Annotated in this window: 6 protein-coding genes and 1 pseudogene; 4 read left to right on the top strand and 3 right to left on the bottom strand. The window is 62.5% G+C overall.

Translation table 11 applies throughout. The annotated features are described in order from the left end of the window. Positions 1-159: 159 nt before the first annotated feature. From rdgC to tyrS, 3 genes and pseudogenes are all read left to right on the top strand, one after another. Positions 160-1,080: a recombination-associated protein RdgC gene (rdgC, locus tag ASF84_RS03335; RefSeq protein ID WP_056835174.1), complete on the top strand. Its 921-nt coding sequence runs from the start codon at positions 160-162 to the stop codon at positions 1,078-1,080. Between the two features lie 74 nt (positions 1,081-1,154). After that, a pseudogene (locus ASF84_RS03330) lies at positions 1,155-2,110 on the top strand (bile acid:sodium symporter family protein). A 187-nt stretch (positions 2,111-2,297) separates the two neighbouring features. Next, on the top strand, positions 2,298-3,521 hold the full coding sequence (gene tyrS, locus ASF84_RS03325; RefSeq protein ID WP_156684136.1) for a tyrosine--tRNA ligase: 1,224 nt from the start codon (positions 2,298-2,300) through the stop codon (positions 3,519-3,521). Positions 3,522-3,527: 6 nt separating this feature from the next. Here the strand turns inward: tyrS and ASF84_RS03320 are convergent, their stop codons facing one another. Further along, positions 3,528-5,402, bottom strand: coding sequence for an MFS transporter (locus ASF84_RS03320; RefSeq protein ID WP_056835171.1), 1,875 nt, complete (start codon positions 5,400-5,402; stop codon positions 3,528-3,530). A gap of 829 nt (positions 5,403-6,231) precedes the next feature. Here ASF84_RS03320 and ASF84_RS03315 point away from each other — a divergent pair. Then, entirely contained in the window at positions 6,232-9,705 is a 3,474-nt protein-coding gene (locus tag ASF84_RS03315; protein ID WP_056835168.1) for a hybrid sensor histidine kinase/response regulator, read from the top strand. Positions 9,706-9,954: 249 nt separating this feature from the next. On the opposite strand, the gene aceK is transcribed toward ASF84_RS03315, so the two are convergent. Both aceK and ASF84_RS03305 read right to left on the bottom strand, forming a co-directional pair. Then, positions 9,955-11,673, bottom strand: coding sequence for a bifunctional isocitrate dehydrogenase kinase/phosphatase (gene aceK, locus ASF84_RS03310; protein WP_056835166.1), 1,719 nt, complete (start codon positions 11,671-11,673; stop codon positions 9,955-9,957). A gap of 34 nt (positions 11,674-11,707) precedes the next feature. Next, positions 11,708-12,646, bottom strand: coding sequence for an aspartyl/asparaginyl beta-hydroxylase domain-containing protein (locus tag ASF84_RS03305; RefSeq protein WP_056835164.1), 939 nt, complete (start codon positions 12,644-12,646; stop codon positions 11,708-11,710). Positions 12,647-12,799: the final 153 nt, after the last annotated feature.

Genomic DNA, 12,799 nt, shown 5'->3' with positions numbered 1-12,799 from the left:
GTCTCTCGGTGTGGCGCGCATTCTACGGACACACCTTATGGCTGGCAAGCACTAAATCAAAAAAATTTATAAATTTTCCAAAGACTTAGCTCAGGGTTGGCCCAGAGGGTCCAGGCAGCGAATAATGCCCCCTTTGCAATGGAAAGAGAGACTCACCCCATGTGGTTCAAAAACCTGCTTGTCTATCGCCTTACCCAGGACGTGCCGTTCGATGCCGAGGCGCTGGAAACCGCCCTCGCCACCAAGCCTGCGCGGGCCTGTGCCAGCCAGGAGTTGACCACTTACGGCTTCGTGGCACCGTTCGGCAAAGGTGAAGACGCGCCTCTGGTGCATGTCAGCCAGGACTTTCTGCTGATTGCCGCGCGCAAGGAAGAACGTATCCTGCCCGGCAGCGTGGTGCGCGATGCCGTCAAAGAGAAGATCGACGAGATCGAGGCCGAGCAGATGCGCAAGGTCTACAAAAAGGAACGCGATCAGATCAAGGATGAGATCATCCAGGCCTTCCTGCCACGCGCCTTTATTCGTCGCTCGGCGACCTTCGCCGCCATCGCACCTAAACAAGGCCTGATCCTGGTCAACGCCTCGAGCCCCAAGCGTGCCGAAGACCTGCTGTCGACCCTGCGTGAAGTGATCGGCTCGCTGCCGGTGCGTCCGCTGACCGTGAAAGTCGCACCAAGCGCCACGCTGACCGACTGGGTCAAGACCCAGAAAGCCGCCGACAACTTCTTCGTGCTGGACGAATGCGAACTGCGTGACACCCACGAAGATGGCGGCATCGTGCGCTGCAAGCGCCAGGACCTGACCGGCGACGAGATCCAGCTGCACCTGAACACCGGCAAGATCGTCACCCAGCTGTCGCTGGCCTGGCAGGACAAGCTGTCGTTCGTGCTCGACGACAAGCTGGTGATCAAGCGCCTGAAGTTCGAAGAACTGCTGCAGGACCAGGCCGAACAGGACGGCGGCGACGAAGCCCTGGGCCAACTGGATGCCAGCTTCACGCTGATGATGCTGACCTTCGGCGAGTTTTTGCCCGAGCTGTTCGAAGCCCTGGGCGGTGAAGAGATTCCACAAGGGATCTAAGCTGCACCGTTATCCGGCGCCGCCCTTGAGGCGGCGCTTTTCATTGAACAAGAACATAAGAAAAGGAAAGGGCCATGCGTGCACTGGCAGCCTTGAGTCGTTTTGTCGGCAACACCTTTGGGTATTGCTGTTTGCGGTACTGGCGTTCCTGTTCCCACAGGTGTTCATTGGCCTGAAGGGCTGGATCGTGCCGTTGCTGGGCCTGGTCATGTTCGGCATGGGCCTGACCCTCAAGGTCGAGGACTTTTCCGAGGTCGCCCGCCATCCGTGGCGCGTGGCCCTGGGGGTGGCCGCACAGTTCGTGATCATGCCCAGCGTCGCCTGGCTGTTGTGCCAGGTCTTTGCCCTGCCGCCGGAAATTGCGGTCGGTGTGATTCTGGTCGGCTGCTGCCCGAGCGGCACCTCGTCCAATGTCATGACCTGGCTGGCCAAGGGTGACCTGGCGCTGGCCGTGGCGATTTCCTCGGTCACCACCCTGCTCGCCCCGCTGCTGACCCCGGCCCTGATCTGGTTTTTGGCTTCGGCCTGGTTGCCGGTGTCGTTCGGCGACATGTTCCTGTCGATCGTGCAGATGGTGATTCTGCCGATCGTGCTGGGCGTGGTTGTCCAGCGCTTGCTGGGCGCACGGGTCAGTTATGCCGTGCAGGTGCTGCCGCTGGTGTCGGTGGTCAGTATCGTGCTGATCGTCTGCGCCGTGGTCGCCGCCAGCCAGGCGAAGATTGCCGAGTCGGGCCTGCTGATCATGGCACTGGTCATCCTGCACAACAGCTTCGGCTACCTGCTGGGGTACTTCACCGGCAAACTGTTCAAGCTGCCCCTGCCACAACGCAAGTCGCTGTCGCTGGAAGTCGGCATGCAGAACTCCGGTCTGGGCGCGGCATTGGCCGCAGCGCACTTCTCGCCACTGGCGGCGGTGCCCAGCGCGCTGTTCAGCGTCTGGCACAATATTTCCGGCGCCTTGCTGTCGACGTACTTCCGCAAGATGCCGGATGAACAAGCGCCAACCGGGACGCTTGATTCGAAAGCATAAAAACGTGAAACAAGCCGTGAGTGACCCGGTTTGAAAAGCCGGCTCACTCACGCTGTTTGCTACGCCCCCCACCCAATCAACAGTTGCCTGGCAGGCAGCGCTTGCCTATGATTGCGAAAACTACCTATCGGTAGGTTGTGCAAATTTCAACCTATTGCTCGCATGAATTCCTGGCAGGCTGAACCTCATGACATCTGACATCCTAGATACCCTGCAACAGCGCGGCTTCATTCATCAAGCCACCGATCTTGAAGGCCTGCGCCAGCACCTGTCCCAGGCGCCGCGTACGATCTACCTGGGTTTCGATGCCACCGCCGACAGCCTGCATGTCGGCCATTTGCAGGGCCTGATGCTGATGCGCTGGCTGCAGAAGGCCGGACACCGGCCGGTGATGCTGATCGGCGGCGCGACCACCCGCATCGGTGACCCGAGCTTTCGCGATGAGAGCCGCCCGCTGCTGTCGCAAGCACAGATCGACGCCAATATCGCCGGTATCTGCGCCACCTTCGCCCGTTACGTGGTGCTGGGTGACGGCGCAGGGCGGGTGGTCGATAACGCCCAGTGGCTCGACGGCATTGGCTATCTGCAGTTTCTCAGCGAGGTGGGGCGTTACTTTTCGATCAATCGCCTGCTGACTTTTGATGCCGTGCGCCAGCGCCTGGATCGCGAGCATTCGCTGTCATTCCTGGAGTTCGGCTACACCCTGCTGCAGGCCCATGACTTCACCGAGCTGGCGCGGCGCGTCGACTGCACGGTGCAGTTGGGCGGCGCCGACCAGTGGGCCAATATCATCAATGGCGTGGAGCTGGGGCGGCGGCGTGACAGCCGTGAACTGTTCGGCCTGACCATGCCGCTGCTGGCCACCAGCGATGGCAAGAAGATGGGCAAGTCGCTGAACGGTGCGGTGTGGCTGGCCGGCGAGCGGCTCACGCCGTTCGATTTCTGGCAGTTCTGGCGCAACTGCGACGACCGCGATGTGGCGCGCTTTCTCAAGCTGTTTACCGAACTGCCCCTGACAGAGATCGAGCACCTCACAGCCAAGGGTGGCGCGGCGCTCAACCAGGCCAAGATCGTGCTGGCCAACCAGGTCACGGCCCTGGCCCATGGCGAGGCGGCGGCCGAGCAGGCCTGTCAGGCGGCGCAGGCCATCTTCAGCGAGTACAGCCTGGCTGATCTGCCGAAGATTCCGGTGAGCCGTGAAGCCTTGCAGGCTGGCGTATCGGTGGCCGCCCTGCTGGTCGAAGCCGGGCTGGAGCCGTCGCTCAGTGCCGTGCGCCGGCTGGCCAAGGGTGGCGGCCTGCGCCTGAACGGCGAGCGGCTGGATGACCCGGACCTGCCACTGGACCCTGGCGGATCACAGTGGCAAGTCAGCCTGGGCAAGAAGCGCCATGTGTCAATCGTGCGGGCGTGACACGCCTCAGCGCTGGTCGCCGCGCAGCCGCTTGACGTGTTCGCGCACATCCACAGGCTTGGCCAGGTCGGCGGTGATCGGCGCACCGGCGACCAGCACCACCCGCGACCACAGACGGCGCAGCAGGCCCTTGTCCGGGTCGCGGCTGAAGAAGCTGCCCCACAGCCCCTGCAAGGCCATAGGGATCACCGGCACCGGGGTTTCTTCGAGGATGCGGCTCATGCCGGCCTTGAAGCCGCTGATCTCGCCGTCAGTGGTCAGCTTGCCCTCGGGGAAGATGCACACCAGTTCGCCATCGGCCAGGTAGCGGGCAATGCGCTTGAAGGACTGCTCGTAGATGTCCATGTCTTCATTGCGCCCGGCGATCGGGATGGTGCCGGCGGTGCGAAAAATGAAGTTGAGCACCGGCAGGCGGTAGATCTTGTAGTACATGACGAAACGGATCGGCCGGCGCACGGCCCCGGCGATCAGCAGCGCGTCGACGAACGACACGTGGTTGCACACCAATAAGGCCGCGCCCTCGTCCGGAATCTGATCAAGGTCACGGTGCTCGACCCGGTACATGGAATGGCCGAGCAGCCAGATCATGAAGCGCATGGTGAACTCGGGCACGATGCTGAAGATATAGACGTTGACGGCAATGTTCATCAGCGACACCACCAGGAACAGCTCGGGAATCGACAGCCCGGCCACGCTCAGCAGCAGGATCGACACCAGCGCCGAGACCACCATGAACAGTGCATTGAGAATGTTATTGGCGGCAATGACCCGCGAACGCTCTTTTTCGGCAGTGCGCGACTGGATCAGCGCGTACAGCGGCACGATGTAGAAGCCACCAAAGATGCCGATGCCCAGAATGTCCAGCAGCACCCAACGGCCCGGCCACTGGGCGAGGATATCGCGCCAGCTATTGATGGTTTCAGACTGGACCAGATGCCCGGAGTGCCACCACAGCAGCAGGCCGAACACGGTCATGCCGAACGAGCCGAACGGCACCAGGCCGATCTCGACCTTGTGCCCGGACAAGCGCTCGCACAGCAGCGAACCCAGGGCGATGCCGATGGAGAACACCGTCAGAATCAGGGTAACGACGGTCTCGTCGCCGAACATCAGGTCCTTGGCGTAAGTCGGGATCTGCGTGAGGTAAATGGCGCCGACGAACCAGAACCACGAGTTGCCGACGATCGAACGCGACACCGCCGGCGTCTGGCTCAAGCCCAGGCGCAGGGTGGCCCAGGACTGACTGAAAATATTCCAGTTCAGGACCAGCCCCGGGGTAGCGGCGGCGGCGCGGGGAATGCCCCAGCTGGCGGCAAAGCCCAGGCAGGCGACCAGCACGATGGCCCCAGAGACGACCCAGGCGTAATGAGTGAACGACAGCATGACGCCGGCACTGATGGTCCCGGCCAGGATCGCCAGGAACGTGCCCATCTCGACCAGGCCGTTACCGCCGACCAGTTCGTTTTCACGCAAATGCTGGGGCAGGATCGAATACTTCACCGGCCCGAACAACGCCGAATGAGTGCCCATGGCGAACAGGGTCAGCAACAGCATCCACAGGTGATTGAACAGAAAGCCCATCGCCCCCACCGCCATGATCAGGATCTCGGCCAGCTTGATCACGCGGATCAGCGCATCCTTGGGGTACTTCTCGCCCAGTTGCCCGGCCAGTGCCGAAAACAGAAAGAACGGCAGGATGAACAACAAGGCGCACAGGTTGACGTACACCGACTGGTCGCCCTGGATCCCGAGCTTGTAGAGGATGGCCAGGATCAACGCTTGCTTGAACACGTTATCGTTGAAGGCCCCCAGCGACTGGGTGATGAAAAACGGCAGGAAGCGCCGCTTTTTAAGGAGGGAAAACTGTGACTGCTGGCTCATCGTCCGTGTCCTGAATGGCATTGACGGATTGAAGATCAAGGCTCAATCCGAGGCACATTGAAGACGCTGGGCGCCGGAATGTCGATAGGGCATTTCCAAAAGTGCACGCCGGTACCGTAGGACTAATACCGATCAGCCAAAATGAATTTCGTCGAATGCCAAACAGGTAGGAGGCCGCTCTGCTCCGGGCGGCGATCCGACGATGAAGCCAGCAAGGCCCATACATCTGTTGCGCTTGTACCGCCGCATTCGCCGGCAAGCCGCCTCCCACAGTCCGGTGTCAGGCACGAGACCTTGGGCAACATCAATCTGGTGGGAGGTGGCTTGCTGCGGGCGGCGATCCGGCGCTGAGGCCAGCARGGCCMAYACACCTGCTGCGCCTGKCMCATAGCCATCGCCGGCAAGCCGCCTCCCACAGTCCGGTGCCAGGCACGGGACCTTGGGCAACATCAATCTGGTGGGAGGGGGCTTGCTGCGGGCGGCGATCCGRCGMTGAGRCCAGCARGGCCCATACACCTGCTGCGCCTGTCCCATAGCCATCGCCGGCAAGCCGCCTCCCACAGTCCGGTGCCAGGCACGGGACCTTGGGCAACATCAATCCGGTGTCAGGCACGAGACCTTGGGCGACATCAATCCAGTGGGAGGGGGCTTTGCCCGCGAAAGGGCCAGCAGGGACAACACATCTGTTGCGTCTGTCACATAGCCATCGCCAGCAGAGCTTGCCGCCCACAGGTCCGCGTCGAGGCTTAACTGATCGGCATTAGTCCTACAGAGACGAATCCTGCGCGGCATGCGAGACTGCCGCTTTTGATTCTTCATGGAATACAGCATGTCGTTGTCCAGCGGGCTGATCGCCGTCGTTGCTCTTTGTTATATGGCGTTCATGTTTGCGATTGCCTTTTATGGCGATCGCCACAGCAATTCGCTGCGCCCGGCACAACGGGCCTGGGTCTACAGCCTGTCGCTGGCGGTGTACTGCACCAGTTGGACGTTTTTCGGCGCAGTGGGCCAGGCAGCCGAACAGTTATGGTCGTTCCTGCCCATCTACCTGGGGCCCATTGTGCTGATGGTGCTGGCACCGCGCGTGCTGCAGAAGATGGTGCTGATCAGCAAGCAGGAGAACATCACCTCGATTGCCGACTTCATTGCCGCCCGCTACGGCAAGTCGCAATCGCTGGCGGTGATGGTCGCAGTCATCTGCCTGGTCGGCATGCTGCCGTACATTGCCCTGCAGCTCAAAGGCATCGTGCTGGGCGTGAATATCCTGATCGGCGCCGGAGCCGACTCGACCGGCACCCGCGCCCAGGACACCGCGCTGGTGGTGTCGCTGATCCTGGCGCTGTTTACCATCGTGTTCGGGGCGCGCAACCTGGATGTCACCGAGCACCACCGGGGCATGGTGCTGGCGATTGCCTTCGAGGCGGTGATCAAGCTGCTGGCGTTCATCGCGGTGGGTGTGTTCGTCACCTTTGGCCTGTACGACGGCTTTGGCGACCTGCTGAACCAGGCCCGCCAGGCCCCGCGCCTGGAGCAGTACTGGCAGGAAACCGTCAACTGGCCATCGATGATCGTGCAGACCAGCGTGGCAATGATGGCCATCGTCTGCCTGCCCCGGCAGTTCCACGTCACGGTGGTGGAGAATATCGAGCCGCGCGACCTGAACCTGGCCAAGTGGGTCTTCCCCATCTACCTGGCCCTGGCCGCCCTGTTCGTGATCCCGATTGCCCTGGCCGGGCAGATGATGCTGCCGGCCTCGGTGCTGCCTGACTCCTTTGTCATCAGCCTGCCCCTGGGCCATGCGCACCCGGCGCTGGCGCTGCTGGCGTTCATTGGTGGCGCCTCGGCGGCCACCGGCATGGTCATCGTGGCCAGCGTGGCGCTGTCGACCATGGTCTCCAACGACATGCTGTTGCCCTGGCTGCTGCGACGCAAGAATACCGAACGGCCGTTCGAGGCATTCCGTCACTGGATGCTCACCGTGCGCCGGGTCAGCATCGTGGTGATCCTGCTGCTGGCGTATGTCAGCTACCGCCTGCTGGGCTCCACCGCGAGCCTGGCCACCATTGGCCAGATCGCCTTTGCCGCCATCACCCAGCTGGCGCCGGCGATGTTCGGCGCCCTGTACTGGAAGCAGGCCAACCGCCGTGGCGTGTTCGCCGGCCTGGCCACCGGTATTTTCCTGTGGTTCTACACCCTGGTGCTGCCAGTGGCGGCGCATGGCATGGGCTGGCCGCTGGAAAGCTTCCCGCTGCTGGCCTGGCTGCACAGCAACCCGTTCGACCTGCCGATCAGCCCCCTGACCCAGGGCGTGGTGCTGTCGATGGCCGGCAACTGCACGCTGTTTGCCTGGGTCTCGATCCTGTCGCGTACCCGCGTGACCGAACACTGGCAGGCCGGGCGCTTCATCGGCCAGCAGACCCACGCCTTGTCCGGCAACCGCTCGTTGCTGGCGGTACAAGTCGATGACCTGCTGCACCTGGCGGCACGTTTTGTCGGGGAAGACCGCGCCAGCAAGAGCTTCATTCGCTTTGCCTACAGCCAGGGCAAGGACTTCAACGCCAGCCAGAATGCCAACGGCGAATGGATTGCCCACACCGAGCGCCTGCTGGCCGGTGTGCTGGGCAGTTCGTCGGCCCGCGCCGTGGTCAAGGCCGCCATCGAAGGCCGCGAAATGCAGCTCGACGATGTGGTGCGCATCGCCGACGAAGCCTCTGAGGTACTGGAGTTCAACCGTGCCCTGCTGCAGGGCGCCATCGAGAACATCACCCAGGGCATCAGCGTGGTCGACCAGTCGCTGCGGCTGGTGGCCTGGAACCGGCGTTACCTGGAACTGTTCGACTACCCCGAGGGCCTGATCGGTGTCGGCCGGCCGATTGCCGACATCATTCGCTTCAATGCCGAGCGCGGGCTGTGCGGACCGGGCGAGGCCGAAGTGCATGTGGCGCGGCGCCTGCACTGGATGCGCCAGGGCCGTGCCCACACCTCCGAGCGCCTGTTTCCCAACGGTCAGGTGATCGAGCTGATCGGCAACCCGATGCCCGGCGGCGGCTTTGTCATGAGTTTCACCGACATCACCGCCTTCCGCGAAGCCGAACGTGCGCTCAAGGGCGTCAATGAACGCCTTGAGCAACGGGTGGCCGAGCGCACTCATGAGTTGTCGCAACTCAACCAGGCGCTGGGCGAGGCCAAGGCCCATGCCGAATCGGCCAACGAGTCCAAGACCCGTTTCCTCACCGCAGTCAGCCACGACCTGATGCAGCCGCTCAACGCCGCGCGATTGTTTTCTGCGGCCTTGTCGCATCAACAGGAAGGCGTTTCCAGCGACGTCCGGCAACTGGTGCAGCACCTTGACAGCTCGTTGCGCTCGGCCGAAGACCTGATCAGCGATTTGCTCGATATCTCACGCCTGGAGAACGGCAAGATTACCCCGGAACGCCAGCCGTTCGTGCTCGACAGCCTGTTCGATGCCCTGGGCGCCGAGTTCACCGCCCTGGCCCGTGAACAGAACCTTGAATTTCGCGTGCGTGGCAGTGCCTTGCGCATCGACAGCGACCACAAGCTGCTGCGTCGGGTGCTGCAGAACTTCCTGACCAATGCCTTTCGCTATGCCAAGGGCCCGGTGCTGCTGGGCGCCCGGCGCCGTGGTCGCTACCTGAGCCTGGAAGTCTGGGACCGCGGCCCCGGCATTCCGGAAAACAAGCGTCTGGAGATTTTCGAGGAGTTCAAGCGCCTGGACAGCCATCAGACCCGCGCCGCCAAAGGCCTGGGGCTGGGCCTGGCGATTGCCGACGGTCTCTGTCGGGTGCTGGAGCACCCGTTGCAAGTACGCTCATGGCCCGGTCGCGGCAGTGTGTTCAGTGTGCGGGTGCCCTTGGCCGAGGCGGGTTCAAAGCCTCTGCCCGCCCCGGTCGAAACCGTCAGCCAGCCACTCAATGGCGCCCAGGTGCTGTGTGTCGATAACGAAGACAGCATCCTGATCGGCATGAACAGCCTGCTCAGCCGCTGGGGCTGCCAGGTCTGGACCGCACGCAACCTGCGCGAATGCCAGGCCCTGCTCGACAGCGGCGTGCGCCCGCAACTGGCGCTGGTGGACTACCACCTGGACGCAGGCGAAACCGGCACCGAACTGATGGCCTGGTTGCGCACCCGCCTGGGCGAGCCGATACCCGGCGTGCTGATCAGCGCCGACGGCCGCCAGGAACTGATCGCCCAGGTCCACGCCGCCGGGCTCGACTACCTGCCCAAGCCGGTCAAGCCGGCGGCCTTGCGCGCGCTGCTGAGCCGGCATCTGAGCCTGAACTGATATTCCCGTCCTTTGTAGGAGCGCGCTCTGCCGGAATGCCGGACCACCGCGGCCGAGTGCGCAGCGCTCGCAAAATTTATGAAACGCCACAAATTTTCAGTTAGTAACACGACTGGAAATTGATGAAACGCCACAAATTTACGACTGCTAACGCAGCCGGTCGCGGTGGTCCGGCATTCCGGCAGAGCGCGCTCCTACAGGCGGTGAATTTAATATYCARTAAAATCAGTGAGTTATTTTTTAGGGGCTTCAGCCCTGCAACGGGCTGCGATAGGGAAACACGTCGATTACCCGACCCGCGCGAATGTCGGCCTGGATGGCCTGCCAGTAGCCGGCCTCGAACAGCTCGCCATGCAGACTTTCGAACAGGTGGCGCAGTGCGGGGTCGGGAAACAGGAACGGCGGGAACTCTTCCGGAAACACGTCATGTGGGCCTACCGTGTACCAGGGCTCGGCCGCCCATTCGTCTTCGGCGCAGCGCGCTGGCGGAATACGCCGGAAGTTGACCTCGGTCAGCAGGCTGATCTCGTCGTAATCGTAGAACACCACGCGGCCGTGGCGGGTCACGCCAAAGTTCTTGAGCAGCATGTCACCGGGAAAGATATTGGCCGCCGCCAGTTGCTTGATCGCCAGCCCGTAGTCGTACAGCACATGCTGCCTCTGGGCGGGGCCGGCCTGCTCCAGATAGAGGTTGAGCGGTGTCATGCGCCGTTCGGTCCAGCAATGGCGGATCAGCACGGTCTCGTCGTTTTCGATGACCACCGTCGCGGCAGCCACCGCCAGCAATTCGGCCAGGCAGGCGGGCTCGAAGCGGCTGATGGCAAAGCGGAAGTCGGCAAACTCCTGGGTGTCGGCCATGCGCCCGACCCGGTCGCTGTTCTTCACCAGCCGATAGCGATCAATGACGGTGGCGCGGTCTACCAGCTTGGCCGGCGCAAAGCGGTCGCGGATGACCTTGAACACGGTATTGAAGCCCGGCAGCGTGAACACGCTCATGACCATGCCCGGCACGCCCGGCGCCAGGATAAAACGGTCATCACTGCGCGCCAGATGGCGAATCAGCGCCCGGTAGAACTCCGACTTGCCCTGTTTATAGAAGCCGATCGAGCTGTACAGCTCGGCCAGGTGCTTGCCCGGCAAAATGCGCTTGAGAAAGGCGACAAACTGCGCCGGTACCCGGACGTCGACCATGAAGTACGAACGGGTGAACGAGAAGATGATCGACACCTCGGCCTCGTCGAGGATCAGGGTGTCGATCACAATGCCCTGCCCTTCACAGTGCAGCAGCGGGATCACCAGCGGCCACTGTTCATCGACAGTAAACAACCGCCCGACCAGATAAGCGCCCTTATTGCGGTAGAACACGCAAGTGAACAGTTCGACGCGCAAGGCCGGGTCGCGGATCACCCAGCCCGGCAGATGACCGCGCAGCACATCGCACAGACGTTGCAAGTCACCCGGCAGATCGGCATAAGGCACGCTGAAGCGGTAGTCATCAAAGAGCCGCGCCAGCAGGTCATGCAGGTCACCTCTGGGCCGGTAACGACGAAGCTGCGCCAGGGGGCGGTCCCGGGATAATGGCGGGCGGGTGCTGTGAATGAACATGCAGCGGTCGCTGATCAGGTCATGGCTGAACAACCCGCAGAACACCGAGTTGAACCAGGTCTCGGCCAGCTCGGCATCGCGCCGCGGGTCGATCCGTTCAAGGCAGGCGTGCTTGATCGACGGCCAGAGACCGACGTCCAGCAACGGGTGTGAGGCAAAGCGCTCGCGCAGGTGGGCCACGGTCTGGTTGACCTTGAGCTCATAGAGCTCGATGCGCTCGGCCGAGACGCGCTGGATCAATGCCCATTGCGCCTGCTCGAAGCGCGACCGGGCGCCGTCGGTCAGGCGCCGGAAGTGACGGCGGTAATCGTCGAAACCGGCCAGTATCGATCCGGCGACGGCTTCGGGAAAAGATGACGCCATACAAGGTGGCCCCTCACAGGAGCGGCCGGGACACTTAACCGAACAGCCAATACCCCAGCAAGGTCAGTACCAGTACCGCCAGCACCGGACGCAGGATGCGATAAGCCTTGGGGTTGCTGCGCTTGAACTGCTTGACCTGGCCGCTGATGCCGTTGCTGAAGCGCTTGCTGAAAGCATAGGCGCGATTGATGCCGCCGACGCGCTCGTCGTCGAGATTCTGCGGTGCGGTGGCACGCCCCAGAAAGGCGCTGACGCTGCGGTTGATGCGGGTCATCAGGCGGCTGGTCAACGGCCGTTCGATGTCGCAGAACAGGATGACGCGGGTCACGCTGGTTTCGTTCTTGACCCAGTGCACGAAGGTTTCGTCGAACATCACGTCCTCACCGTCGCGCCAGGCATATTCCTCGCCATCGACAAAGATCCGGCAGGCATCGGAATTGGGGGTGGACAGGCCCAGGTGATAGCGCAGGGAGCCGGCAAACGGATCACGGTGCGGGTTCAGGTGACTGTCACCGGGCAGCAGGGCAAACATCGCGCCCTTGACGTTGGGAATGCTGTTGACCAGCGCCACGGTCTGCGGGCACAGGGTTTCGGCCGACGGCAGGGCCTTGTCGTACCATTTCAGGTAGAAGCGCTTCCAGCCTTTCTTGAAGAACGAACCGAAGCCGGCGTCGTTGTCCTTTTCGGCGGCGCGGATGTAGCCCTCGTCGAACAGGCGCATGGCTTCTTCACGGATGACCTGCCAGTTGTCCTTGAGCACGTCGAGCTCGGGAAACTGGCGGCGGTCCAGATAGGGCTTGGACGGCACTTTCGAAAACAGGTACATCAGGCTGTTGTAAGGAGCGAACAACGCCGAATGGTTGACGAACTGGCGCAACAGCGGCAACCGCGCCCGACCGCGCAGGTGCACAAACAGGGTGCTGCCCACGAACAGCAGCAGGATCGACGCCTTGACAGCGAACGATAAGGTCATGGAACTCTCCTTCAACACTGCCTGCCTTCCCGGACGGGAATAACAGGCAGGGCGTGTCATGAGGCCAGGTGCAGGACTGGCCGGGTCTCTTCGAGCGGATCAGGCGGCTCGCCAGCCGGCCATCATAAACTGTTGGCCCGCTGGCGAGAAATC

The organism is Pseudomonas sp. Leaf127 (genome assembly GCF_001423155.1).
GTDB classification, from domain to species: domain Bacteria; phylum Pseudomonadota; class Gammaproteobacteria; order Pseudomonadales; family Pseudomonadaceae; genus Aquipseudomonas; species Aquipseudomonas ovata.
Note: the sequence above shows the minus strand (reverse complement) of the source record. Positions and strands in the feature narration are given on the sequence as shown.